Origin of the sequence: Amycolatopsis sp. CB00013 (assembly GCF_001905755.1) — a bacterium.
GTDB classification, from domain to species: domain Bacteria; phylum Actinomycetota; class Actinomycetes; order Mycobacteriales; family Pseudonocardiaceae; genus Amycolatopsis; species Amycolatopsis japonica.
Window position 1 is genome coordinate 1887265 of sequence record NZ_LIWC01000002.1, and the last position, 23035, is coordinate 1910299.

The 23035-nt window shown below is 69.6% G+C and carries 27 protein-coding genes and 1 pseudogene; 13 read left to right on the forward strand and 15 right to left on the reverse strand.

All coding sequences use genetic code 11. From position 1 onward, the window contains the following. Positions 1–3: 3 nt before the first annotated feature. A complete protein-coding gene (locus tag AMK34_RS19235) occupies positions 4–276 on the reverse strand; it encodes a hypothetical protein (RefSeq protein ID WP_037333101.1) in 273 nt (90 codons plus the stop codon). Between the two features lie 306 nt (positions 277–582). Between AMK34_RS19235 and AMK34_RS19240 the strand changes: the two genes are divergently transcribed. Further along, positions 583–837, forward strand: a complete 255-nt coding sequence (locus AMK34_RS19240) for a DUF397 domain-containing protein (protein WP_038520263.1) — start codon at positions 583–585, stop codon at positions 835–837. A 57-nt stretch (positions 838–894) separates the two neighbouring features. Here the strand turns inward: AMK34_RS19240 and AMK34_RS19245 are convergent, their stop codons facing one another. From AMK34_RS19245 to AMK34_RS19275, 7 genes are all read right to left on the reverse strand, one after another. Continuing rightward, positions 895–1443 (reverse strand): hypothetical protein, encoded by a 549-nt coding sequence (locus tag AMK34_RS19245; RefSeq protein WP_037333098.1) that lies wholly within the window; start codon positions 1441–1443, stop codon positions 895–897. Beyond that, positions 1436–2566 carry a hypothetical protein gene (locus AMK34_RS19250; protein WP_073846196.1) on the reverse strand — a complete coding sequence of 377 codons (1131 nt, stop codon included), beginning with the start codon at positions 2564–2566 and terminating at the stop codon, positions 1436–1438. The genes AMK34_RS19245 and AMK34_RS19250 overlap by 8 nt, the downstream gene beginning before the upstream one ends. 18 nt (positions 2567–2584) lie before the next feature. After that, on the reverse strand, positions 2585–2992 hold the full coding sequence (locus AMK34_RS19255; protein ID WP_083649904.1) for a FixH family protein: 408 nt from the start codon (positions 2990–2992) through the stop codon (positions 2585–2587). Next, complete coding sequence (locus AMK34_RS19260) at positions 2989–4437, reverse strand: hypothetical protein (protein WP_073846197.1); 1449 nt, start codon at positions 4435–4437, stop codon at positions 2989–2991. Before AMK34_RS19260 ends, AMK34_RS19255 begins: the two co-directional genes overlap by 4 nt. A 100-nt stretch (positions 4438–4537) precedes the next feature. Beyond that, positions 4538–5389, reverse strand: coding sequence for an oxygenase MpaB family protein (locus AMK34_RS19265; protein ID WP_073846198.1), 852 nt, complete (start codon positions 5387–5389; stop codon positions 4538–4540). Next, entirely contained in the window at positions 5386–5934 is a 549-nt protein-coding gene (locus tag AMK34_RS19270; RefSeq protein ID WP_162483774.1) for a TetR/AcrR family transcriptional regulator, read from the reverse strand. Before AMK34_RS19270 ends, AMK34_RS19265 begins: the two co-directional genes overlap by 4 nt. Then, positions 5931–7313: an amidase gene (locus AMK34_RS19275; RefSeq protein ID WP_073846199.1), complete on the reverse strand. Its 1383-nt coding sequence runs from the start codon at positions 7311–7313 to the stop codon at positions 5931–5933. Before AMK34_RS19275 ends, AMK34_RS19270 begins: the two co-directional genes overlap by 4 nt. A 76-nt stretch (positions 7314–7389) precedes the next feature. On the opposite strand from AMK34_RS19275, the gene AMK34_RS19280 reads away from it, so the two are divergent. After that, positions 7390–8394: a D-cysteine desulfhydrase family protein gene (locus AMK34_RS19280; protein ID WP_073846368.1), complete on the forward strand. Its 1005-nt coding sequence runs from the start codon at positions 7390–7392 to the stop codon at positions 8392–8394. A gap of 78 nt (positions 8395–8472) precedes the next feature. Here AMK34_RS19280 and AMK34_RS19285 read toward each other — a convergent pair. Both AMK34_RS19285 and AMK34_RS19290 read right to left on the reverse strand, forming a co-directional pair. Next, positions 8473–9024, reverse strand: a pseudogene (locus AMK34_RS19285) (DUF998 domain-containing protein); the annotation flags it as partial. Between the two features lie 53 nt (positions 9025–9077). Beyond that, complete coding sequence (locus AMK34_RS19290; RefSeq protein WP_038520244.1) at positions 9078–9851, reverse strand: protein phosphatase 2C domain-containing protein; 774 nt, start codon at positions 9849–9851, stop codon at positions 9078–9080. Between the two features lie 62 nt (positions 9852–9913). On the opposite strand from AMK34_RS19290, the gene AMK34_RS19295 reads away from it, so the two are divergent. Further along, on the forward strand, positions 9914–10123 hold the full coding sequence (locus tag AMK34_RS19295) for a sigma factor-like helix-turn-helix DNA-binding protein (RefSeq protein WP_004559389.1): 210 nt from the start codon (positions 9914–9916) through the stop codon (positions 10121–10123). After that, the gene (locus tag AMK34_RS19300; RefSeq protein WP_073846201.1) at positions 10123–10647 is read left to right on the forward strand and encodes a Clp protease N-terminal domain-containing protein; all 525 of its coding nucleotides are present in this window, start codon (positions 10123–10125) and stop codon (positions 10645–10647) included. The genes AMK34_RS19295 and AMK34_RS19300 overlap by 1 nt, the downstream gene beginning before the upstream one ends. Positions 10648–11011: 364 nt before the next feature. Here AMK34_RS19300 and yczE read toward each other — a convergent pair whose 3' ends face one another. Next, positions 11012–11644: a membrane protein YczE gene (yczE, locus tag AMK34_RS19305; RefSeq protein ID WP_073846202.1), complete on the reverse strand. Its 633-nt coding sequence runs from the start codon at positions 11642–11644 to the stop codon at positions 11012–11014. Between the two features lie 61 nt (positions 11645–11705). On the opposite strand from yczE, the gene yczR reads away from it, so the two are divergent. After that, on the forward strand, positions 11706–13160 hold the full coding sequence (gene yczR / locus AMK34_RS19310; protein ID WP_038520236.1) for a MocR-like transcription factor YczR: 1455 nt from the start codon (positions 11706–11708) through the stop codon (positions 13158–13160). Positions 13161–13675: 515 nt separating this feature from the next. On the opposite strand, the gene AMK34_RS19315 is transcribed toward yczR, so the two are convergent. Next, entirely contained in the window at positions 13676–14761 is a 1086-nt protein-coding gene (locus AMK34_RS19315) for a hypothetical protein (RefSeq protein WP_241832800.1), read from the reverse strand. 365 nt (positions 14762–15126) lie between these two features. Between AMK34_RS19315 and AMK34_RS19320 the strand changes: the two genes are divergently transcribed. Then, positions 15127–15600 (forward strand): RNA polymerase sigma factor, encoded by a 474-nt coding sequence (locus AMK34_RS19320; RefSeq protein WP_038520230.1) that lies wholly within the window; start codon positions 15127–15129, stop codon positions 15598–15600. Between the two features lie 12 nt (positions 15601–15612). Here the strand turns inward: AMK34_RS19320 and AMK34_RS19325 are convergent, their stop codons facing one another. Next, positions 15613–16776 carry a pyridoxal phosphate-dependent aminotransferase gene (locus tag AMK34_RS19325; protein WP_037333067.1) on the reverse strand — a complete coding sequence of 388 codons (1164 nt, stop codon included), beginning with the start codon at positions 16774–16776 and terminating at the stop codon, positions 15613–15615. A gap of 29 nt (positions 16777–16805) precedes the next feature. Between AMK34_RS19325 and AMK34_RS19330 the strand changes: the two genes are divergently transcribed. Further along, positions 16806–18104 (forward strand): DUF445 domain-containing protein, encoded by a 1299-nt coding sequence (locus AMK34_RS19330; RefSeq protein WP_073846204.1) that lies wholly within the window; start codon positions 16806–16808, stop codon positions 18102–18104. Between the two features lie 222 nt (positions 18105–18326). On the opposite strand, the gene AMK34_RS19335 is transcribed toward AMK34_RS19330, so the two are convergent. Next, complete coding sequence (locus tag AMK34_RS19335; RefSeq protein WP_043847862.1) at positions 18327–18794, reverse strand: CGNR zinc finger domain-containing protein; 468 nt, start codon at positions 18792–18794, stop codon at positions 18327–18329. Positions 18795–18887: 93 nt separating this feature from the next. Here AMK34_RS19335 and AMK34_RS19340 point away from each other — a divergent pair, with 93 nt between their 5' ends. The 3 genes from AMK34_RS19340 to AMK34_RS19350 are packed head-to-tail and all read left to right on the forward strand — an operon-like array spanning position 18888 to position 20326. Beyond that, entirely contained in the window at positions 18888–19256 is a 369-nt protein-coding gene (locus AMK34_RS19340) for a VOC family protein (RefSeq protein ID WP_073846205.1), read from the forward strand. Between the two features lie 33 nt (positions 19257–19289). After that, positions 19290–19667: a TFIIB-type zinc ribbon-containing protein gene (locus AMK34_RS19345; protein ID WP_073846206.1), complete on the forward strand. Its 378-nt coding sequence runs from the start codon at positions 19290–19292 to the stop codon at positions 19665–19667. Positions 19668–19669: 2 nt separating this feature from the next. Beyond that, positions 19670–20326: an AAA family ATPase gene (locus tag AMK34_RS19350; RefSeq protein ID WP_073846207.1), complete on the forward strand. Its 657-nt coding sequence runs from the start codon at positions 19670–19672 to the stop codon at positions 20324–20326. Here the strand turns inward: AMK34_RS19350 and AMK34_RS19355 are convergent. Next, positions 20291–21421: a methyltransferase domain-containing protein gene (locus AMK34_RS19355; protein WP_073846208.1), complete on the reverse strand. Its 1131-nt coding sequence runs from the start codon at positions 21419–21421 to the stop codon at positions 20291–20293. The two genes, AMK34_RS19350 and AMK34_RS19355, sit on opposite strands and share 36 nt — an antisense overlap. A 151-nt stretch (positions 21422–21572) precedes the next feature. On the opposite strand from AMK34_RS19355, the gene AMK34_RS19360 reads away from it, so the two are divergent. From AMK34_RS19360 to AMK34_RS19370, 3 genes are all read left to right on the forward strand, one after another. Continuing rightward, on the forward strand, positions 21573–21986 hold the full coding sequence (locus tag AMK34_RS19360) for a helix-turn-helix domain-containing protein (protein WP_051972878.1): 414 nt from the start codon (positions 21573–21575) through the stop codon (positions 21984–21986). After that, a complete protein-coding gene (locus AMK34_RS19365; protein ID WP_038520208.1) occupies positions 21983–22654 on the forward strand; it encodes a hypothetical protein in 672 nt (223 codons plus the stop codon). The genes AMK34_RS19360 and AMK34_RS19365 overlap by 4 nt, the downstream gene beginning before the upstream one ends. Before the next feature lie 84 nt (positions 22655–22738). Further along, positions 22739–23032, forward strand: coding sequence for a DUF2516 family protein (locus AMK34_RS19370; RefSeq protein WP_037333051.1), 294 nt, complete (start codon positions 22739–22741; stop codon positions 23030–23032). Positions 23033–23035: the final 3 nt, after the last annotated feature.

Sequence of the window (23035 nt, forward strand, 5' to 3'; positions counted from 1 at the left end):
CGGTCACACCCCCCGGCTCGGACGCGGCAACCGCGTCTGGTCCGCCGAACCGGCGAGGCCGAGGCAACGTTCACAGGGCATCCCCGAACCGACGGGGACCCATTCCAGATGGTCGTAAGGCATCGCCGCGCCACAGCGGGCGTGCAGGAACTCGGGGTGCGAACCCCCGGAGTGCAAGTCGAAAAGATGCGCGGAGCGGCGGCTTTCGCCCGCCGTCCCGGCCATGAGCCTGCCGACGGCGAGTACCGTCGCCGGCATGGTGTCCTGAATGATCACGCTGATCCTCCCCCACGAGGTCGGCGGTGGGTGGTCATGCGCCGCGGGACCGGTGTCCCCGCTGGTCACCTGCCGTCGATGGCCTGCCGGAACGGCGAAACGTACTGCGAGCGATTCACCAACAACCGAGCCCCGGCCGCTGCGATTAATCCTACTCCTGGAATAATCTTCATGTCGAGGGTGGGCGGAGTTGATCACCCACTTGGCCGTGCGGGATAGTCCCGTTGAGGCAGGGAGAAGCCGGGACCGTGACGGTTCGCGCAGGTCGCGACCCGCACCCCCGACCGACGTTCGGAGGTACGACCAATGGCCGATTATCCATCGGCGGCGGATTACGATCCGACCACGGCCGTGTCGCTGTTCGACGACTCCGCGTGGGAGAAGTCCTTCGCGAGCGAGCCCAACGGGGGGAACTGTGTCGAGGTCAACCTCGGCCGGGAAGGCCTGGTGGGGGTCCGTGACACCAAACTGGCCGCGAGTCCCGTCTTCGTCTTCGATTCCGGTGAGTGGAACGCCTTTCTCAAGGCGGTCAAGGCCGGACAGTTCGATTTGAGCCCATGACGAAAGGCTCGCGCGTCCATCGGGACACGCGAGCCATCCGATCTTCGTCACTTCGAGTCACACCGTCGCGGGAAGACCGTTCCCGCGCAGCCGGGATTTCGTGCGCCGCCAGGCGACGGCGATCAGGACGGCGAGGACGATCAGCGGGATCAGGCTGATCGACCAGCTCACCGCCATCGGCGGCCCCGGCTGTTCGAGCACCGCCAGATCACGGAGTTCTCCCGCGCCCTTGCCCGCGGGCCCGTCGATCTCGAACCGGAACGTCCACGAACCCTGTGTCTGCAGGGCCCGGATGTCCAGTCCCCACACCTCCAGTTTCCGCGGATGCTTCGCCAGCGGCTGGGGACGGCCCAGCCGCCCGGTCTCCGGATTGAGGAACGCGAGCGTCCCCGACTTCCCGGCGATCCCGTCGTCCGGGATGAACGTGAAGTCCAGCGATTGCATGGCGCGCAACGGCCACGTGCTGAAACCGACGGTCATCCCGTACGGTCCGACCTGGACCCGTTCGGTGTGGACGATGTTCACCGGTTCGTAGGCGTTCGCCGCGGGCGTGGTCGCGAACAGCAACCCGATCGCCGCCGCCAAGGCCAGCAATGTCTTACGCATGCGCGTTCTCCCCCTTCGCCGGGGCCAGCAGCCTCAGCATCCCGCCGAACCGCCACCCGGCGAAGCCGCCGAGCAGCCCGACCACCGCGCCGGCGGCGCCGGTGGCGAACACGACCGTCCAGGGCATCCGGTCGGAGCCGTAGACGATCGCGTTCTGGATCGGCATGCTCGCGCCGACCAGCAGTCCGCCGATCACGCCTGCCAGCACCGAAACCCGGCCTGCAGGCCAGCGGCGTGAGAGCAGGTAGACCGCTTCGAGTACGGCTGCGATCGGCAGCAGCGCCATCGGCATCATCGAAGGCATCGCGGGAACGCCGTCGATGTAGTCGCGCATCGGCAAACCGACCGCGCTCGCGTACGCCTCGGCGGCCCACGGCGAGAACCACCAGGTGATCGCCTGGATGACCGCCAGCGCCGCGGCGACCCGGACCGCGCCGCCCGGCCGTCCCCAGAACCCGGCGCCCGCCGAGACCAGCAGCACCGAAAGCAGCGCGATGCCGACGGAGACGACGTCGAGCCCGTCGACGTCGATCTGCTGCAGTCCCAGCACGGTCACCGTGCTGAACGCGATCAGCACGCCGAGGCTGCCGACCACGCCGACGGTGCCCCAGCGGTGTTCCCGCGCGGCCGCGAACACCATGACCGTGCCGATGATGCTCAGCGTGATCGACAGCAGCAGCCCGATATGCGGCGGCGAGTCGATCACCGCGTCGAAGCCGTACAGGCCGTGCCACCACTGGTCCCACAGGCCGTACAGCAGGAACATCGCCGCGCCAGTCCCGGTCACCAGGTAGCCCGCCGGTGCGGCGAAGATCTTGCCGAAGACGTTGATGGCGCGGCCGCCGACCCGCGCGTCGACCGGACGTCCCGCCCGGCGCGCGGCCGTGGTCATCAACACGATCACGAGGCTCGCGAGCCCGGAGATCGCACTGCCCGAATACAGGAACAGATGCGGCATCGTGAAGAACGTGTCCGGGCCGACGTCGCCGTGCCACTGGATGTCCCAGGTCAGCCCGACCAGTGAGATCACCGACCCGGCCAGCACCGTGCCCGCCGGTACGAGACCGGTGCGTTCACTGCGCGCCACCGAGACGGCCCTCGCCCCTCCCGCGGTGAGATCCATACCCCCGACCTCCCTCTCTTACTTGACCAGCAAAGGAAAAACGTGCTGCGTGGCGCCGGACGGCCCGCGCAGTGAAACGGTGATCTCCCATTGCCCCGACATCGGCAACAGGACGTCGCCGGTGCGGAACCGGCCCGGCCCTTCCGCGATCGCGGGCGACGGGGCGAGCGCGTGCCCCATCTGGGGCATCACGGGTTCGAGCGTGACGACGTCCGGCGTGGCACCGGAGACGGTCAGCGCGAAGACATTGCCGCCCTGGTGCGGATCTTCGACCGACATCTGCACCGTGTACGGGCCCTGCGTCGAACGCTGCACCTGCGCCCCGCCGCTGCTCGGCCACACCAGCCAGGCCACGATCGCCACCGCGAGCACGGCGACCACGGAGATCAGCAGAACCGGTTTTCGTCCGTCCACTGTGGAATTCACTGTGGTGCCCCTCCCGCCGGGACGTCGATCTCCATGGGCACGGTCAGCACCGTGTAGCCGCGTTCGGCCTGCAGCCAGACGCGGTACTTGCCGGGCGCGGCGAAGGTGTAGGTGAACGGGACGTCGGGGCCGTACGCGGCGACCGTTTCATCGGGTTTACCCGGCATCCCCGGCGACTGCGGGATCATCGAGTGCACGTGGGCCCAGGTCGGCGCGGCAGCGGCATCCGCGCCGACCCGGTGGTCGCCGGTGATCGGGCCGACGACGATGAGGTGGCCGAGCATGCCCAGCCAGGGTTGGAGATCGGCCTTCCCGAACCGCGCGGTGATCGTGGTCGGCGTTCCCGGCCTGATCTCGACGTCGACCGGATTCCCTTGTACCACCCGTTTTCCGGCTCCGGTAGGCACGGGTTCGGCGGGGGAGTTCGCTCCGGCCGCGACGTCCAGCGTGGTGCGGAGCAGTTGCACGCCGCCGCCTCGCCGGGCGAGTTCCGCGGCGACGGCGTAGGTCCCGGCCTCGGGCGGGGTGAACTTCACCCGGTAGTCGCCGGGGCCGACGCGCACCGGATGCAGATGCCAGAGCCTGCCCGTCGGCGAGATGACGACGAGATGGATCAAAGCGTTGTCGTGTACCAGAAGATCGTCGACGGGGCGGCCGGTCGAGCCGTCGGCGAGGGCGAGGCGCACCTCGGCGAGCGCGCCCGCTCGCGCGTTCGGCGAACGCACGGCCAGATTCACCGGCGGCCGCGAGAAGTCCACTGTGGACATCTGAGCGTTCGCGTATGGGTCTTGGATGTTGTCGATCGTCGGATCCAGGGCCGTACCGGGCGCGGGCGGCGGCGGAGTGGACGCCGACAGCATCGCGCCGGTGACCGCGACCGCGAGCGCGGCGACCATCCCACCGGCGGGGATCAGCGCGAGTTGCGGCCGCCGGACGCGCAGCGCGACGACGAGACCGAGCACCAAGAACACGCCTGCGGCGACGAAGCCGCCGAAAGTGGCCTTCTCCCAGGGAGGGATGACCCTGGCCGGGACGATGAACGGGATCGAAGCGGTGTCCGTCCCGTCGTCCAGGCCGAGTTCCCACGGGCCCGGCTGATCGACCCGCAGCTGTGCCGCATGGGCGCCGGGTTTCCCGTCCAGCCGCACCGTGGTTTCGGAAAACGTGGTCCCGGCGGTGGACGCGCGCAGTTTCAGCGTTCCCGGCGCGCTTCCGGTGTGCGTGACGACGTCGACGTGCAGCGGCCCGGGCGCGATGTCCATCCGCCGCAGGATGACCGTGAGATCCCGGGTGCCGAGTGTCTGCGCGACCTGGACGTCCGCACCGCTCGACACGCCGTCCGCCCGCGCGGTGCCGGACAGCAGAACGGACGCCAGCGCGCAGAGCACGAGTACGCGGGCGATGACCATCGGCGCCGTGCGCCGCCCCCTCGGTGAATTCCCCATCCCGGCTGAAGTTAACGACGACGGCCCGGGAAAGCGTCACAGCGCGGAGTGAATCTGGGTCCCCCGTACAGGGGACTCCGCCCCTTACTCCGGTGGGGGGTCAGCCCCCGAGGAAACGATACGCGCGTGGATGCGCCCGGAACCAGACGTTGAGCCTGCCGATCCGCCGCACGAGCGAGGAACGCAACGTCACCGGCACCAGGCCGCCGAAGAACCGCACCGTCCGCCGGAACCGGTCGAATCGGCGCTGGTCACGGGCCGTCCACTGTAGACCGAGGCGGTCCCGCAGTGCGGGTGGCAGTGTGGCGCGGATGACGAACATCTGTCCTCGATGCTGCCATCGCTGAAGCCGGACCCACCGCTTGTCGGGCAGCCATCGCCACGGTTTCTTCACCGTGCGGATCGTTTCGAACAACGTCGAAATCGTTTCGTTCGGGCCGAAACCGTCGATCATGTCCGCGTAGTACCGCTCGAATTCGGGCCACGTCGGCGGCAGGTCCTGCTCGCGCAGACCGAGAAGCCGTCCGACGTCGCACATCTGCGCGTAGTATTCGTCCACTTCGGACCGGGTCATCGGTGTTCCGTAGAACCGTTGTGTGTCAACGGGAACCATGACGAGCGTGGCGTGCACCCAGGCGTACGCGTGCGGGTTCAGCGCGCTGTAGCGGCGGCCGTCGTCGACGCCGGTGAACCGCCGGTGCAGTGCGCGCAGCCGGTCCGCCTCGTAGCGCGCGCCCTCCGGGCCGCCGTAGATGTAGATGGACAGCGACGCGGCCGTGCGCATCAGCCGGGTCCACGGATCCTCGACGTAGTCGGAATGATCCCGCACCCCGGCCGCGACGACCGGATGCGCGACCTGCAGCACCAGTACCTGGCCCGCCAGCAGCCCGGCCCGGAAGTCGCCGAAGTACTTCCACGCCGCCGTCCCCTTGACGATCGGCGGACCGGTCATGACGCGCCGCGGACGAGCATCATCAGCGACTGCGCCACCCCGACGCCGTCGTCTCCCGTGGCCAGCCTGCGCAACTGCAGGCCGGCGATCAGCGCGACGACGGGACCGGTCAGCCGTTCCGGCGACGGCACGCCGAGCGTCTTCAGGATCACCAGCGCGAGCTCGTCGTACGCGGCGAAACAGCGGGCGGCCGCGTCCTGGAGTTCCGGGTCGCGCGCGGCCTGCAGGTACAGCTCGTGCGCGCCGAGTTCGTCGGTGCCGAACGGCAGCTGCGCGATGACCTGCTCGACCACCGACGCGGCCTGCTCGACGCTCAACCCCTGCTCGCGGTACGCGTCGACGAACCCGGTCAGCTTCGTGGTCTCTTCCTCGACGAACAGCAGCATCGCCTCGCGCAGCAAGGCGGTCTGGCTGGGGAAGTGGTAGGTCAGCGTGCCGAGCGAGACGCCGGCCGCGGTCGCGATCCGGCGATTGGTCAGCCCGCCGACACCCTGTTCCCCGACCACCTTGAGGGCGGCGTGGAGGATGGCCTCGCGGGTGTTCACCAAGCGGTCTCGGGTTTGCGGTCCTGCCACCGTTCGACCTCTTCCAGTTGCGCGGCCAGCGAGATGAGCCGCTCCTCGGCGTGCGAGGGGCCGAGCAGCTGACCGCCGAGCGGCAGGCCGTCGGGGCTCAGCCCGGCGGGGACGTTGACCCCCGGCCAGCCCAGCACGTTCCACGGCCAAGCGTAGGGGCACGCGGCGATCATGGCCTGGTCGGTCTGCCAGCCGGAGAGCCGGTCGAAGGTGCCGATCCGCGGGGGCGGGGTGGCGGTGGTGGGCGTGAGCACGACGTCCACCCGCCCGAACACCGAGCCGATCTGTCGCTGCAGCAACGGTTCCGTGGCGCGGGCGAGCCGCAGCGCCGGACCGGCCAGCGCCGAACCCTGCCGTGCGTTGGCGCGGGTGCGCGGATCGAGCCGCGCCTGATCCGGGACGCGACGGGACCAGTCACGCACGCCGACGAGCGAACGCGGCAGGAAGGTGAGGCCGATCAGCCGGTAGTCGGGTTCGATCTCGACGATCTCGTGGCCGAGTTCGGCGAACCGCTCCGCGAGCCGGACGACGGCCGTGTGCGCCTGCGGATCGAGTTTCGTTTTAGTTGCGGTGAACGGGATCCGCGTCGACAGCCCGATCCGCATCCGGCCCGGTTCGCGGCGGGCGGCCGCCTGGAACGCGGTACCGGTGCCGGCGGCGACGTCGAGCAGCAGGGCCGCGTCGGCGACGGTGCGCGCGAGCGGGCCGACCACGGTCAGGCCGTGGAAGAGTTCGCGTTCGGTCGGGACCCGGCCGCGCTGCGGTTTGATGCCGACCAGATCGGTCCACGCGGCCGGGATCCGGATCGACCCCGCCCCGTCGGAACCCAGCGCGGCGGCGATCACCCCCGACGCGATGGCCGCCGCCGCGCCGCCGGAGGAACCGCCCGGCGTGCGCTCGGTGTCCCATGGATTGCGGGTCGCGCCGAACGCGGGGCCTTCGGTGAACGGCCATTGGCCGAGTTCCGGGGTGTTGGTCTTGCCGATGAGCACCGCGCCCGCCTCGCGGAGCGCGGCGACGGGCGGGGAATCCGTTGTCGCGACGGAGAAATCGCCCTCGCAACCGAACGCCGTCGGCAGTCCCGTGACGTCGAGGTCGTCCTTGATCGCGGTCGGGACGCCGAGCAGGGGAGCGGATTCACCGGCAGCGAGCCGCCGATCGGCTTCCTCGGCCTCGCGAAGGGCTTCTTCGGCGCGGAGGCATTTGAAGGCATTGAGAACGGGCTGGCTGGCTTCGGCCTTTTCGAGCGCTTGCCGGGTGAGTTCGACGGAAGTGACCGCGCCGCCGGCGAGCATCGAGGCCTGTTCGGCGAGGCCGGTGAACGCGAGGTCGGCCTTCGAGGTGGTCATGGGTTCCCCCTGCAGGTTCTCGTTCGTTCAAACGAACGATACCACTGGGTAGTCTCGGTGTGGTTACGTGACCTTCATGAACCTCGATCGCTTCCCCCGCGTCGACCTCGGCGGCTATCCGACGCCGCTGCATCCCGCACCCCGGCTGGGCGAGGCCCTGGGCCTGCCGAACCTGCTGCTCAAACGGGACGACGTGCATCCGCTCGGCGTGGGCGGCAACAAGCTGCGCAAACTCGAGTTCCTGCTCGGCGCGGCGATCGAGAACGGCGCCGCCACGGTGATCACCTTCGGCGCGCTGCAGACCAACCACGGCCGCCAGACGGCCGCTGCCTGCGCGAAGCTCGGGTTGCGGTGCGAGCTCGTGCTGACGGCGAAGGTCCCTCGCGACGGTGACGCGTACGAAAAGTCCGGCAATGTCTCCCTCGACCATCTCTTCGGCGCGAACGTGCACATCTGCCGCGACGGCGAGGAGACCGGAAGGACCTACGACCGGCTGATCACCGAGGCCGCGGCCGAGGGGCGCCAAGTGGCGACGTTCCCGGTCGGCGGCTCCGACGGGGTCGGCGCGCTCGGTTACGTCGCGGCCGCGCGGGAGATCGCCGGGCAGCTCGCCGAGCTGGGAATCACCAAGGCGAGGCTGGTCGCCCCGCACGCCAGCGGCGGGACGTCCGCGGGGCTCGTCGTCGGGACCGCGGACCTCGACTGGCTGACGCTGGACATCGCGTGCGTCAGCCATCCGGTCGACGAAGCCCTCGACAACCTGGCCGATCTCACCAGCGCAGCCTCCGCGCTGCTCGGCACCGAGCCGCCGTCACTCGACGGTCTGCGCGTCGACGACCGCACGATCGGCCCCGGCTACGGGATCCCGACCGGCGAGACGTGGGACGCGGTGCGGCTTTTCGGCCGTACGGAAGGAATCGCGCTCGATCCCGTGTACACCGGCAAAGTGGGCGCCGCGCTGATCCGCTGGGCCGCCGAAGGCCATTTCGCGCCCGACGAGCACGTTGTCTTCCTGCACACGGGCGGGCTGCCCGGCCTCTACGGCTACGCCCCGGAATTCGCCGACGCGGTGCGCCGCTGACGCGACCTTCAGCATCCCGGCGATCAGGATCACGTGTGCCACCAAGGAAACCCGCTGCATGACCCCGACCGGCGCGATATCGGTCAGCGTCTTGAAGAACGGGATGTCGGCCAGGCGCACGAAGATGAAGCTGAGCCCGAAGACGACGAGACCGGCCGCGCTGCCCCAGGCCAGGCGCCCGACGAGCCTGGCCGCCGGGGTGCCGCGCAGGTTGTCGCGCAGGGTGAAGCCGGCGGCGGGCAGGCTGAGGAACGCGATGAGGCACGCGTAAAGGTGGATCTCGCCGCTGACCGGATCCGGGAATTCGGGGTAGCTCGCCGGGAAGATCGCGGCCGCCGCCAGCCCGAGCGACCACAGCACGAACAGCAGTTTCGTGGTGCGGCTGAGCGGGATCCCGGCCGCGGCCAGCGCGCCGAGCGCGGTGAGCGAGCCGATCGACAGGGAGAGCACGCTGGCGCCGAGCATGCCGGTGCCGCGGTCGACGTAGGCGTAGCTGGACAGCGTGTCGAACACCGGATCGCGGGAACTGATCAGATGCAGCACGACCATGGTGAACAGTGCCCAGCCGATGGCCGCGCCCGACGCGATCAGCCAGGGTCTCGTCCGCGATCTCTCCCCAGGGAACGTCATGCGTCCAGCCTGCTCGCGCGGGCGCGGCTTTCCGATCCGGGAAGCCCCCGGTTTTACCCTGGGGCTACCCCGAAGTCGACCAGTACCAGTAGCTGGTCATCGTGCCTTTTCGCGCGCGGCCAGCGCTCGCCGTCGGGGTCCTGTTTTTCCGCCGTGCGCACCGCGTCGAGGACGGCGTCGGGGCCACGCTCCCGGCTGATGGCGAGCACTTCCGGCCAGTCGAACAGGCCGTACTCGTCGACGCCGATCGCGACGCCGTCGGTCGCCAGCAACAGGGCGTCGACCTCCGAACGCGGCCAGCTGCGGCGGACGGCCTCGGCGGCGGCCTTGGGTTCCGCTTCGGCGACCCAGAAACCGTCCGGCGCGTTGCGTTTCGCGCGGACGTCGGCGCCGGTGCGGAGCTGGCCGCTTTCACGCAGCGAGACGAGCCTGTCGTCGGTGAGCGGGTCGGCGCCGGAAGGGCCGAAGGCGACGATGGGGCTGTCGGCGAGCACCAGCCCGTCGACGGTGTCGTCGGTCCAGCGCGCGATCGCGACCGTGCTCGACGGCGAGCGTCCCGGTTCGAGGCCCTCTCGGCGGGCGACGTCGGCGATCGACTCGGCCAGCAGAACCGCGAGATCGGCCTGGGGTTCCGCGGTCAGCGCCCGCGACAGGCTGTGCACGAGCAGGCTCGCATACCAGCCGCCGGACGGCAGATCCGGCCTCGGCGCGGTCGCTCCGTCCAGCACCACCACGGCGTTGCCGAGTACGGCGACATGGTCTTCCGTCGGGCGCGTCGATCCGTCCGCGCCTACTCCGTCCCTTTCCGCCACTGAGATTTCGGCCATGTCCCCGACCCTAACTGTCAACCGAGGTTGACGTGGGCATCATGTCAACGTAGGTTGACGTCATGACCGAAGCGACAGATCTGGCCGCGCGAGCCGGCGACCGCGATCCCCGGGTGGGATTGCGCGCCGTCGCCGCCTTGCGCCGGCTGTTGGAACAACTCGAGGCCGTGCAGGTCCGCAGTGCGCGGGTACACGGCTGGTCCTGGCAGGAGATCGCGGCCGAGCTGGGGGTCAGCAGGCAAGCGGTGCACAAGAAGTACGGGAGGCACTGATGTTCGAACGTTTCACGCCCGAACTGCGCGAGGTCGTCGTCGGCGCCCAGCGGGTGGCGTCGGACGAGACGTCCGCGAACGTCGACCCGCTGCACCTGCTGACGTCGCTGGCCAGGGGTACCGGCGTGCTGACCGCGCTGGGCTGCCCGGCGGACGAACTGGCCGACGACCTCCGGCGCGTGCGCCGCCGGGGCGGGATCAGCGACGCCGATGTCGAAGCGCTGAGCGGGTTCGGCATCGACGTCGAGCACATCGTCGAGCGGGTCGAGCAGACCCACGGCCCGGGGGCGCTGACCGGCGGGCAGCGCTCGGGACGCGGTCACCGGCCGTTCACGCCGGAGGCGAAGAAGGTGCTGGAGAAGAGCCTTCGCGAAGCCATCGATGTCGGCAGCAAGCGCATCGAAGGCGAGCACCTCCTGCTCGCGCTGACAGCCGTTCCCGGCGTGGCCGCCGACGTACTCGCGCAGCGGGGCATCGACTACCTCGCCGTCCGGCGCCTCCTTGAACAACGAGAGGCCAGCTGATCAGCTCGTGAGCGGTGTGCCCGCTCTGGCATCCGATTGATGCCTTTATATCCGTTTCCGGACGGGGTCGTGAGTGATAAAGAGGGTTAGAACGACCCAAATCACTCACGACCTGTGCGCAAAGTGACCGAATTGGGCCTTTTGCCCTCGAAAGTGTCCCTTGTGGACAGTTAAGAGCGCGCCAGATCTCACGAGGCCGTGTCCCATCGCGCCGCCGCCGCTCTTGCTCGCCCGGCGAGCACGCGTGACCAGGTGGACGACACGCGTGACTGGATGGACGACACGTTCGCGGCCGGGGTTATGGCGAGAGACGTCCGCCCGATCACGCGTGTCGTCCATCCCGACACGTGTGTCGTCCGTCCAGTCACGCGTGGGCGCCTTCCCGCCACACGACGTACGGCAGGAACGCCTGGGTCAGGGGGCCGATGGCGAGCGCGTAGAGGACCGTGCCGACGCCGACCGTGCCGCCGAGCAGCCAGCCCGCGGCCAGCACGGTGATCTCGATGAGGGTCCGGACGAGGCGGATCGACTTGCCCGTCCGGGCCGAGAGACCGGTCATCAGCCCGTCGCGGGGGCCGGGGCCGAGCCGCGCGCCGACGTAGATCGCGGCGGCGAGGCCGTTGAGCACGACCCCGGCGACCAGGTTGAAGATCTGCCAGCCGAGCACGTCCTGATCCGGCAGGAAGACCCGCACGAGGTCGACGGTGAGCGAGATGACCACGACGTTGGCCGCGGTCCCGATCCCCGGCCGCTGCCGCAGGGGGATCCACAGCAGGAGAACGAGGACCGACGCGATCGCGGTGACCGTGCCGAACGAGAGACCGGTGATCTTCATCAGGCCTTCGTGGAGCACGTCCCACGGGTCGAGGCCGAGTCCCGACCTGGTCAGCATGGCCATGCTGCCGCCGTAGAGGGCGAGCCCGCCGACGAGCTGGAGTGAACGGCGGGTGGTGTCCTGGGAGATGCCGACAGGTTTGAGGTCGAGTTTGAGTGCCACGTGTGCACCATCAGGGGTAAGTGGCTACCTTGACCATGGCCAATCTGGAACAATTGGCCTTATGGAACCGCTGATCCCGCTGACTGGACGCGTTTCGGGCCCGAAATTGGCCATCTTGCTGGGGAGTTGGCGGCAGAGTGGTTCTCGACACGGTGCCGCGGATCTGGCGGCCGCCGTCGAGCTGCTGGTCCTCGACGGCAGGCTGCCGCTCGGCACGAAACTGCCCGCCGAACGGGAGCTCGCCGAGGCGCTGGACGTCAGCCGCACGCTGATCGGTGCCGCGCTGGACAAACTGCGCGCCGACGGCCTGGTCGCGAGCCGTCGCGGGGCGGGCTCGTGGATCGCGGCGCCCGGCGGTCGCGGCCGGAGCGCGATCCTGCCGACCGGCGAGGATCTCATCGACCTCGCCCAGGCCTGCCCGCCCGCCGTCGCGGGCCTGGTCCCGGCCGTCGATGCCGCGCGGAAGGCGCTGGTGGACCACCTCGGCGAGAACGGCTATGAGGTGCGCGGCCTGCGGGTCCTGCGTGAGCGGATCGCCCGCCGCTACACCGAACGCGGCCTGCCGACCAACGCCGGCCAGGTGATGGTCACCAACGGCGCGCATCACGCGTTCGTGCAGGTCCTGCGCATGCTGGCCGGTCCCGGCGACCGGGTGCTCGTCGAGCAGCCGACGTACCCGAACTCGCTGGAAGCCATCGGTGCGGCCCATGCGATCGGGGTACCGGTGCCCTTGGACCCGGTCACCGGATGGGACGTCGTCGGTATCGAAGCCGCGCTGCGGCAGTCCGCGCCGAGGCTCGCGTACTTCGTCGCGGACTTCCACAACCCGACCGGCCTGCGCATGGACGCCGCCGGCCGGGAACGGCTCGCGGCCGCGCTGAACCGCGCTCGGACCCCGGCGATCATCGACGAGACCCTGGTCGAGCTGGACCTCGAAGGCGATCCGGTGGACGGGCCGCCGCCGCTGGGCGCGTTCATGGGCGATCTCGGCATCACGATCGGCTCGGCGTCCAAATCGCACTGGGCGGGCCTGCGGCTCGGCTGGATCCGTGCCTCCGAGGACATCATCGGGCGGCTGGTCGCCGCCCGGTTCGCCGTCGACCTGGGGTCTCCGGTGTTCGAGCAGCTCGTCCTCGCGGAACTGCTCGACGACGGCGGGGCCGCGCTGGCGCATCGCCGTCAAGAGACGCTGGCCCTGCGGGACGCGCTGACCGGGGCGCTCAACTGGTACTGCCCGGAGTGGACGTTCACCGTCCCGTCCGGCGGGCTCTCGCTGTGGTGCCGTCTGCCGGAGCCGATGAGCACGCGGCTGGCCGTCGCGGCGGCGGGACACGGGGTGCAGGTGGCGCCGGGCTCGCGGTTCGGTGTCCACGGTGGACTGGAGCGCTGGTTGCGGCTCCCGTACGCGCTTCCGGCCGAGACGCTCTTCGAGGCCGTACGCCGTCTCGGTGCGGCGGCCGCTTCGGTCGCCGCGACCCCCGCCGTCGTCGCCCCGGTCGCCGTCCAGGTCACCTGACGCCCCGCATTTCGTCCTCTGAATGCGGTCCTTGCGCGTGCAACTACCGCATTCAGAGGACGAGACGCGGGCCGGAAACGGAAATAGCCGGTGCGCCGGCGGGGCGGCCGATGCTCCAGGGAGGGCATCGGCGCCGCACGACCAGCGCACCGGCTATCCGGCCCGCCCCGAGGCCGAAACTTCGGGACGGGCACCGCGGCGGTTACCCGGCACAGCCCCTCGACGTGCCGGGAACCGCCCGCGGTTCAGGCGGACTTCGAGCTTGGCCGGCTCCTGCTCGGCGCGGTGAGCAGAAGCCCCCGGAGTCCACCCGGTGCTGGTCCCGGCGCCGCAGGGGCAGCGCGGCGCCGGGGCCGGGATCCGAACCGGCCGGGCGCGGTCGGCCGTTCGGAAAGACTTTGGGGTTGCCTGAAAAAGGGGCAGGCGAAAGCGGCTTGTGCCAGAGGATTCAGCAGCCGTCGAAACCAGAAGTTGATCTTGGTTTGGACGTGGTTCTCCCCGGCGACCCGGTCAGGTCAGTCGGGGGAGGTGGCGGGAAGCGCGGCTTCCCGGCCGGTGCGCTCGCCTTCGTGATCGCAGCCGGTTCCGAGGAGCTTCAGCTGCGTGGCGGGGATTCCGGAGTCGAGGACGGCGAGCGGCCCGCGGCCGCCGGCGGTGTTGTCGTGTCCGGGCTGGGCGGTCGTCGTGGGCGCGACCGGCGCCACCGGGGCGCTCGGCAGGCCACCGCCGCCGCCCGAACCGCCGCCGTCCCGGGACGCGTGCGTGTCGGACTCGGCGGGCGCGGCCGGAGCGGACTTGGCGTCGTGCTGGATCCGGACGGGCAGCGTGACGCGGTGGTTCTGGCTCGCCGCGGCCGGAACGGGGGTCTCGGCGGGGACGAGCGGACGCGGGTCCGGCGTGGCGGGCGCGTCCGGAGTGACGGCCTTCGCCGGGACGGCGATGGTGACCGAGCCGCTCGCCGATTCACCCGAGCCGCCACCGAAGACGGGGTCGAGCATGTCGCCGGTGCCCGGGAGGATCGACGGGCCGCCCCCGGTGCAGCACGGATTCGGCGTGATGATCGGCGCGACGACCTGGTCGCCGATTCCGTCGACGACACCGACGACTCCGCCGACGGTTTCGACGACGCCGCCGACCGTGGTCGTGACGACGTTCAGCACGCCACCGATGAGGCCGCCCAGCAAACCGTTGGACGCCTGGGGCTTCGCGGTCTTCGTTTCCGGCTCCGGAGAAGAGGTCTTCTCGACGGAACTCGTACTCGAAACGGTCTCTTCCTCCACAGTGGCCTCGGGCTCCTCGCTCACGACGGGAGCGGGCTCCTTCGAGGTTTCGGTGGGCTCAGCGGGTTTCGTGGTTTCGGTCGCGGCGGAGTCCGAAGTGGACTCGTTCGGAGTAGTCGATTTCCCGGATCCCGCTTCGTCCGCGGGCTGGACCACGGAGGTCTCCGGCGTCACGGGAAGCCGTTCGTCGGCCGAAGCCGGGGTGCTCAAAACGGCGCCGAGGAGCCAGCCGGTGAGCGCGAGCCCGCCCGCGAAAAGAATTCGCATGCCGGTCTTGCGGGAGGTGAGGTCGTGACGGCGCACGACTGCCGCACCACTCACAGCAATCACCACCGTCCGCGCCTGAAACCCACGTTTTCCGCGTGAGTTCGATCTTTCTTGGGGTCTCTTCCGGTCAGGTCGCAGTTCCCCCGGGGCTGCACCAGTTTTAGCACCGGAGGGGAGTGTTTCACCTCAGCCGCCGTCGATCCAGCCCGTTAGGCGGAACGACGCAACCGGCTCCGGTGCCTGGAGTACCGAAGTTGATCACTCTCGGTATGTGCCCGGCGGCCATCCGGGGACGGGTGGAACTACTCAAATCCTCGGTGACCTGACCTTTTCCGGATCCCGGATGCGGTGTGTGCCGTCGAAGTCGCGTTCGGTGATCGGTGCGGCGGACGCAAGCCGCCGGGAGGGGAGGGTCCGGGATGTGGGACGTGAACGCCGTGTCGGCGGCGGTGCTCAAGGCGTTGAAGGCCTACCGGCTGAGCGAAGCCGACGCCAAGGACATCTGTCAGGAGGCTTGGCTGGAACTGCTTCGCGTGCCCGGCGCGCTACGCGACGAAGCGAAACTCGGGGCTTGGCTGACGACCACGGCGCGGCGTCGCGCGCTCCGGATGATCACCAGGAACAGGCGCGAAACGCCGCGTCCGCTGCCCGGCGCGGAGACGACCCCGGAGGCCGAGGTCGTCCGCGCCGAACGGGACCGCGCGCTCTGGGCGGCGGTCGATCGCCTACCGGATTCGCATCGACGGCTCGTGCGGCTCCTCGCGCACCGGCCGGAGCTGTCCTACGCCCAGATCGCGGGGGAGCTGGGCATCAGCCCGGCCAGTGTCGGCAGGCTTCGAAGACGGTGTTTGGACCGGCTCAGACGCGCACTCGAAAAAGGCGGCTGGGCGTGAACATCGGACGGGTCATCGCAGTTTGCGCAACCGGGTGACGGCTTCGTCGATGACCTCGTTGCGTTTGCAGAACGCGAAGCGCAGAAGGTGTTTCCACTCTTCCGGGTGATCGGTGAACACCTTTACGGGCACGGCCGCAACGCCCACTCGTTCGGGGAGCTCCCAGGCCAGTTCCGCGGCGTCGTCGAAGCCGAGCGGGCGGACGTCGACGCAGACGAAGTACGTCCCGGCGGTCGGCCGGACCGCGAACCCGGCCTCCGCGAGGCCGGCCGCGAGCCGGTCCCGTTTGTCCTGGAGGCTCGTGCGCAGCTCCTCGGCCCACGGCAGTTCGTGGTCCAGCGCGTGGGCGACGGCGGGCTGGAACGGGCCGCCCGAGACGAAGGTGATGAACTGCTTCGCCGCCTTCACCGCCGCGACCAGTTCGGGGCTCGCGCAGACCCAGCCGATCTTCCAGCCCGTGCAGTTGAAGGTCTTGCCCGCGCTGGAGATCGACACGGTGCGATCGCGCATACCGGGGAAGGTCGCGAGTGGGAGATGCTCGGCGTCGTCGAACACCAGATGCTCGTACACCTCGTCGGTGATCGCGATCAGGTCGTGCTCCACGCAGAGCGCGGCGACGGCTTCCAGCTCGGCGCGCGTGAACACCGTGCCGGTGGGGTTGTGCGGCGAGTTGATCAGGATCGCCCTGGTCCGGCCGGTCACCGCGGCGCGCAGGCCCTCGACGTCCAGCGCGAACCGGCCGTCGCGTTCCACCAGCCCGACGACCCGTCGCTCCGCGCCGGCCATGGCGACCGCGGCCGCGTACGAGTCGTAGTACGGCTCGATGACGATCACCTCGTCACCCGCCTGCGTGAGCGCGATCAGCGACGCCGCGATGGCCTCGGTGGCACCGGCGGTGACCAGGATCTCGGTGTCGCGGTCGTACTCGACGCCGTAGCGGAGCCGGTGCCGCGCGATCGCCGCGCGCAGTTCGGGCCGTCCGGGACCCGGCGGATACTGGTTCGCACCCCCGAACAGCGCGTTCTTGGCGGCGTCGAGCATTCCGGCGGGACCGTCGGTGTCGGGGAAACCCTGGCCGAGGTTGACGGCTTCGTGGCGGACGGCGAGTGCCGTCATCTCCGCGAAGATGGTCGACGTGAAGGGCTGGAGGCGGGGTACGAGGACAGGTTCGCGCACGATCAGCCATCCTCACGGACAATGGCGGTGTGGAGCAACTGACGCCCGCCAAGGTGACCCCAGCCGATCCGCCCGGTGGAACCGCCGCCGAGGAGGAGAAGCGCCGCGGCCTGCGCAAGATGAAGATGGTCGCGCTGTCGTTCCTGCTCGGCGCGACGGTGATCTTCCTGCTGACCAGCTGGGCCGAGGCCGCCGGCTGGCCCGCGTGGGTCGGCTACGTCCGCGCGGCCGCCGAGGCCGGGATGGTCGGCGCGCTCGCCGACTGGTTCGCGGTGACGGCGCTGTTCCGGCATCCGCTGCGGATCAAGATCCCGCACACCGCGATCATCCCGAACAAGAAGGACGCGCTGGGCAGCAGCCTCGGTGACTTCGTCGGCTCGAACTTCCTGTCCGAGTCCGTGGTCCGCGAGAAGCTGAGCCGGGTCGAGGTCTCGAAGCGGCTCGGCGGCTGGCTCTCGCAGCCCGTCAACGCCGAACGCGTGACGTCCGAGCTGGCCACCGTCGTGCGGGCGGCGGTCAAGGTGCTCCGCGACGAGGACGTCCAGGCGATCATGGAACAGGCCGTGGTCAAGCGGATCGTGGACAAGCCGTGGGGGCCGCCGCTCGGCAAGATCCTGGAGGGCGTGTTCGCCGACGGGGCGCACCACAAGCTGGTGGATCTGATGTGCGACCGCGGCTACGAGTGGGTGCGGGACAACCACTCGACGATGCTGCGCGTGGTCTCGGACCGGGCGCCGAGCTGGTCGCCGAAATTCGTCGACGAGATGCTCGCGGACAAGGTCTACGGCGAGGTGCTGTCGTTCGTCTGGGCGGTCAAGACCGACGTCAACCACCCCATGCGGCTGGCGCTGGACAAGTTCCTCGGCGAGTTCGCCCAGGATCTGCAGACCGATCCCGAGGTGATGGCGCGCGCCGAGCAGGTCAAATCCCAGATGCTGGGGCACGACGAGGTGCAGAAGCTGATCGGTTCGGCGTGGGCGACGGCGAAGGAGATGCTGCTCAACGCCGCCGAAGACCCGTCGAGCGAGCTGCGGCGCCGCGTGCGCACGGGCCTGGAGACGCTCGGCGAGCGGCTGGTCTCCGACGACCACATCCGGTCCAAAGTGGACACCTGGGTGGAAGGTGCGGCGGCCTACGTCGTCACCCACTACTCCCAGGAGATCACCACGATCATCACGGACACGGTGGAGCGCTGGGACGCCGAGGAGACCTCGCGCAAGATCGAGCTCCAGGTGGGCCGGGATCTGCAGTTCATCCGGATCAACGGCACGGTGGTCGGCGCGCTCGCCGGCCTGGTGATCTACGCGGTCGCGCAGCTGCTCTTCTGAGCGCCGCGCGTATACCACACTCCGGAGGCCGCACCGGGAGTTGTCCACAGGAAGTGGAGTCATCCCCAGGGTTATCCACAGCTTTTCACGTTTTTGGCCTAACGGTGTGCACAACCCCTGGGGGTAACTCGGGGGTGGGTGACACCAGAAGTTGTGGTCGTTCGGGTCGTGACGCTCGCCGGAACTCGCGTGATCGAGGGCGAGTGACGGGTCCAAGCACGCTCAGGTCGAGACGTCCGCCGTCCGGGCCCGCCAGGCCCGCGCCTTCTCCCGGTTCCCGCAGGCCCGCATCGAGCACCACGTCCTCGACCGGTTCCGGGATTCGTCGTAGAACGCCCACAGGCAGTCGTCCGCCGGGCAGATCTTGAGCCGGATCCATTCGCCGAGCACGGTCAGCCGGGTCGACGCCGCCAGCACCGCCTCGCAGACCGTTTCCGAGACCAGGAGCGGACCTTCGGCGCCGAGGACGATCTCCGCCGGGGCGCGCAGGCCGAGCCGGGGGAGTCGCGGATCGCCGATCGCCGCCCGCAGCGCGTCCCGCGTTTCGCGCGCGGCCGCGGGGGTATCCGCTCGCAGCCGGTGATCGCGGGCCCAACGTTGCCAGGACTCCAGCTCGTCCAGGAGGTCGGTGCCGCGTTCGACGTTCACCGTGTTCAGAAACTCGACCACCAGGGACGCGTCGGTGTTCACCCCGCCCAGTGTACGGGCGAGACCGGTTGTCATCGGCTTTGATAACCCTCATACTCGGTTCACTGGTTACTCGATCATTCTGGAGGCTGAACCATGGGTGCGGTACCGACCTTCGGCGCGGTGGCGCTCGACTGCCCGGATCCGGTCGCGCTGGCGGAGTTCTACCGCGAGCTGCTCGACTGGAAGACGGCCGAAGTCGCCGAAGACGGCCATTGGGTGACCCTGCGGAACCCGGAGGGCGGTGCGCGGTTCTCGTTCCAGCGCGTGCCGGACTACCGGCCGCCCGCGTGGCCGTCCGCCGAGAACCCGCAGCAGGCCCACGTCGACCTCGACGTCACCGACATGGAGGCCGCGCACGAGCGCGCGCTGGCGATCGGCGCGAAGCTGCTCGACGACTCGCCGGAGACCTTCCGGGTCTACGCGGATCCGGTCGGGCACCCGTTTTGTCTGTGCGCCTGCTGACCTCGCGAGCCGAAAATGCGTAATCTCTGATACGTGATTTGTCCGAAGTGCCAGAACGCCATGAAGACCGTCGACAAGAACGGCATCCACATCGACCAGTGCCAGGGATGCCGCGGCATCTTCCTGGACCGGGGAGAGCTGGAAGCCATCACCAACGCCGAGACGTCGTACTACGGCGGCGGCGGGCACCAGCCCCCGCCGTATCAGGGAGGTGGGCACGCGCCGGCGCCGCATTACGGCCGTCCGGACTCGCCGCGCCCGCACCGTGGGGGCTACGCCGACTCGCCGAAGGGCTACCGGGGCGGGTACTCGGACTCGCCCAAGGGGTACCGCGGCGGATACGCGGACTCTCCGCACGGATACGGCCACAAGCGTCGTAAGGGTGGCTTCCTCGAGGGCCTCTTCGACTGACCGTGGTCCTCGATCTCAAGATCTGCCCGGCCTGCGGCGACCGCGCCGGACGGCCACGAGTCGAGAGCGGGCTGCTGGTGTGCGCGGTGTGCGCGCACCGGTGGCCGTTCCGGCGGCTCCCGCTCTTCGCGCTGACCGGACCGAGCGGCGCGGGCAAGTCGACGGTCGGGCCGCTGCTGGCGCGACGGCTCGGCGATCTCGCGCTCGTGGTCGAACAGGACGTGCTGTGGACCGGGGCGTTGCGCGACGACGTCCCCGGCCACCCCGCGTTCCGCTCGACCTGGCTGCGGATGGCGGCGATGCTGCATCAGAACGGGCGGCCGGTCGTCCTGTGCGGCACGGTCGCGCCGCCCGAGTTCGAGCGGTTGCCCGAGCGCGTCTTCTTCTCCGACATCCACTACCTGGCGCTCGTCAGCGAGCCCGACGCGTTGCGCAAGCGTTTGCTCGCGCGGCCCGCCTGGCGCGAGTGGGACGAGGAGCGGGTCGAGGAGATGTTGGAGTTCAACGCGTGGTTGCAAGCGGAAGCGTCCGCGATGCGGCCGCCGGTCGAGCTGTTCGACACCACCCACATCCCGGTCGAAGACGCCGTCGACCATGTCGAGAAGTGGGTGCGCGGCCTGCTTTCAGGAGCCCAACGGCCAAGTGCGGCCATCGGGTGAATCCAGCCAGATCACCTGTTCTTCCCCGTCGAGGCTGAGCCCGAACCGGTCCCGCCCGGGCTGGCCGAGGTCGAGCCATTCCTCGTACGCGGCTTCGACGACCTCCCACAGCCTCCGGGGGCCGCCTTCGGCCACTTCGAACCCGTCGCCCGCCTGCCGATGGCGCATCCACGAGCCGTCCGGATGAACCAAGGCGGTGCGCCGGCCGTCCCGCGAGGCCGTCACGCCCGGGAGGCAGAGCCCGGCGAAGAACTCGAACCGGCTGCGGACCTCGGTGAGCACCCCCATCGGCAGCCGGGTCGGCCGCCAGGTGACGTCGCCGTCCGGCAGCTTCGACTGCTTGAACCGATGCGCGCGAAGCGGCATGAAGCGCCCGTCGCGTGCGAGCACCCGCCCGTGCCCCGTCGCGCCTTCGCCCGCGACGATCCGGACGAGCCCGCCGCCGATCGGCCGGTTCAGCGTGGTGACGATCAGCCCGCCGGGCATCGTCTGCGCCAGCCACGCGGGTGGGATCGACGACACCGAACAGGTGCAGATCACCCGGTCGTAGAGCACTCCCGCCGGGAAGCCCTCGGCGCCGTCGGCCGCCGCGCACGAAGGCACGTATCCGATTTCCGCGAGCCGTTTGCGTGCGGCGTCGACGAGTACCGGGTCGATGTCCACTGTGTACACGAGCCCGGCGCCGAGCCGGTGGCACAGCAACGCGGTGTTGTACCCGGTGCCCGTGCCGATCTCCAGTACGCGATTCCCGTCGGCGACCCGGAGCTCTTCGAGCATGATCGCCATGATCGACGGCTGGCTGGACGAACTCGTCGGCGTTCCCGGCTGCGCGCCGAGATATCGCGCCCGTTCCCAAAGCCCGGAATCGTCGTCCAGCTGCACGACCAGCACGTCGGGGGAATAGACGCGTTTGAGCCACTCGTCGTCGCCGTGTTCGACCGCGGCCCAGCCGTTCGCCGCCGGGACGAAGAACCGCGGCAGGAAGACGTGTCTCGGCACGGAGCGAAACGCGGTCATCCAGCGCGCGTCGTGCAGCACGCCCTCGGCGAGCAGATGCTCGACGAGGCGCCGCCGCAGCCGCGTGGCGTTCGACATCCCTCCACGGTAGCCGGGTGAGCACCAACACACCCGATGGTTGCAAGCAGAGTGCTTGCAATTGCTAGCACTCGGGCGTAGCGTTGATGACGTCGCGAGGAGGTGACCGATGTCAGACACCGACCGGGATCAGCCCACATCGGGCGGACCGATGGAGAAGGTCGCGGACATCGCTTCCGACATCGGCGAGTACATCCGCCAGCAGCGCAGCAACGCGAAGATCTCCTTGCGGCAGCTGTCGAAACTCGCCGGCGTGTCCAATCCGTACCTGAGCCAGATCGAGCGCGGGGTCCGCAAACCCAGCGCGGAGATCCTGCAGCAGATCGCCAAGGGCCTGCGTATCTCGGCCGAGGCGCTCTACGTGCAAGCGGGAATCCTCGATCTGCCGACGGGAGGCCCGGTCGGCGACGCGATCCGCGCCGACACCGAGCTGACCGAACGGCAGAAGCAGGTCCTGCTCGACGTCTACGAATCGTTCCGCCGCGAGAACGCCGCCGCGAAACCCGAGCAGGCGGCCCAGGCGAAAACCGAAGACCAAGTCGAAGAATCCAAGGAGTCAGCATGACCACGGCCACCAAGACCGAACGCAAGCACACCGCCCTCGACCAGGTCCGCACGCCGCTGCTGGCCGCCCTGGGTGCCGGCAACCTGGCCGGACAGGCCGTCGTCGACGCCGTGTCGAAGGCCAAGGAGAAGGTCGTCGAGGGCAGCGAGACCGCCCGCAAGAACATCGAAGAGCTCCCGCACGACGTCGAGGGTCTCCGCGAGAAGCTGGACCCGGCCGAGCTGCGCAAGGTCATCGACGACTACACCGAGGCCGCGCTGAAGCTGTACAACAAGCTGGCCGAGTCGGGCGAGCAGGCGTGGGACAAGATCGCCGCGCAGCCGCAGGTCAAGAAGGCCATCGAGCAGCTCGAGGACGCGATCAGCACCGCGCAGGACCGCGTCGAGGGTGCGACCACCGACGCCCGCGAGCGCATCGACACCGTGCTCGGCAAGGTCACCAAGGGCACCCGCTCCGTCGGCGAGAAGACCGCCCGCAAGGTGACCGAGGTCGCCGGCGAGATCGCCGACGAGGTCGAGGAGATCGGCGACGACCTCGCGCACGAGACCCGCTCGGCTTCGCGCAAGGTCGCCAACAAGACCGCGCCGAAGACCACGACCACCGCGCGCCGCACCACCAGCCCGGCCGCCAAGAAGCCGGCCACCGCGCCGAAGACCACCGAGAAGTAAGGTCCGCGTGAATTCCAGGGCCCCTGGCACCGCTTCGGTGCCGGGGGCCCGGGTCATTCGCCCGGTTTGACGTAAGCTGAGTCCGTGTTCGTTGCCAACTGGATCCTCATCGCCATCCATTGGGGCGGCGCGCTGACGGGGCTGTTCGCGTTCGTGCATGCGCTGTTGCAGCGTGCGGACGCGTATTCGGCCGCCGATCGGAAGACCAAACCCATCTGGATGCTCATCACCGGTGGGGCCACCGTGGTGCTGACGTTCTTCCAGTTCTACGGCGGCGGCATGATCCTGTGGCTGCCCGCGCTGGTCGCGGTCCTGGTCTACCTCGTGGACGTCCGCCCCAAGCTCATCGAGGTCCAGCGCGGCGGCCGTAACTGGTGATTA

Excerpts from the sequence above, each read along its gene's own strand:
- AMK34_RS19240 (WP_038520263.1), top strand. The coding sequence starts at position 583 with ATGGCCGATTATCCATCGGCGGCGGATTACGATCCGACCACGGCCGTG.
- AMK34_RS19245 (WP_037333098.1), bottom strand. The coding sequence starts at position 1,443 with ATGCGTAAGACATTGCTGGCCTTGGCGGCGGCGATCGGGTTGCTGTTC.
- AMK34_RS19250 (WP_073846196.1), bottom strand. The coding sequence starts at position 2,566 with ATGGATCTCACCGCGGGAGGGGCGAGGGCCGTCTCGGTGGCGCGCAGT.
- AMK34_RS19260 (WP_073846197.1), bottom strand. The coding sequence starts at position 4,437 with ATGGGGAATTCACCGAGGGGGCGGCGCACGGCGCCGATGGTCATCGCC.
- AMK34_RS19265 (WP_073846198.1), bottom strand. The coding sequence starts at position 5,389 with ATGACCGGTCCGCCGATCGTCAAGGGGACGGCGGCGTGGAAGTACTTC.
- AMK34_RS19275 (WP_073846199.1), bottom strand. The coding sequence starts at position 7,313 with ATGACCACCTCGAAGGCCGACCTCGCGTTCACCGGCCTCGCCGAACAG.
- AMK34_RS19280 (WP_073846368.1), top strand. The coding sequence starts at position 7,390 with ATGAACCTCGATCGCTTCCCCCGCGTCGACCTCGGCGGCTATCCGACG.
- AMK34_RS19290 (WP_038520244.1), bottom strand. The coding sequence starts at position 9,851 with ATGGCCGAAATCTCAGTGGCGGAAAGGGACGGAGTAGGCGCGGACGGA.
- AMK34_RS19295 (WP_004559389.1), top strand. The coding sequence starts at position 9,914 with ATGACCGAAGCGACAGATCTGGCCGCGCGAGCCGGCGACCGCGATCCC.
- AMK34_RS19300 (WP_073846201.1), top strand. The coding sequence starts at position 10,123 with ATGTTCGAACGTTTCACGCCCGAACTGCGCGAGGTCGTCGTCGGCGCC.
- yczR (WP_038520236.1), top strand. The coding sequence starts at position 11,706 with ATGGAACCGCTGATCCCGCTGACTGGACGCGTTTCGGGCCCGAAATTG.
- AMK34_RS19320 (WP_038520230.1), top strand. The coding sequence starts at position 15,127 with ATGTGGGACGTGAACGCCGTGTCGGCGGCGGTGCTCAAGGCGTTGAAG.
- AMK34_RS19340 (WP_073846205.1), top strand. The coding sequence starts at position 18,888 with ATGGGTGCGGTACCGACCTTCGGCGCGGTGGCGCTCGACTGCCCGGAT.
- AMK34_RS19355 (WP_073846208.1), bottom strand. The coding sequence starts at position 21,421 with ATGTCGAACGCCACGCGGCTGCGGCGGCGCCTCGTCGAGCATCTGCTC.
- AMK34_RS19360 (WP_051972878.1), top strand. The coding sequence starts at position 21,573 with ATGGAGAAGGTCGCGGACATCGCTTCCGACATCGGCGAGTACATCCGC.
- AMK34_RS19365 (WP_038520208.1), top strand. The coding sequence starts at position 21,983 with ATGACCACGGCCACCAAGACCGAACGCAAGCACACCGCCCTCGACCAG.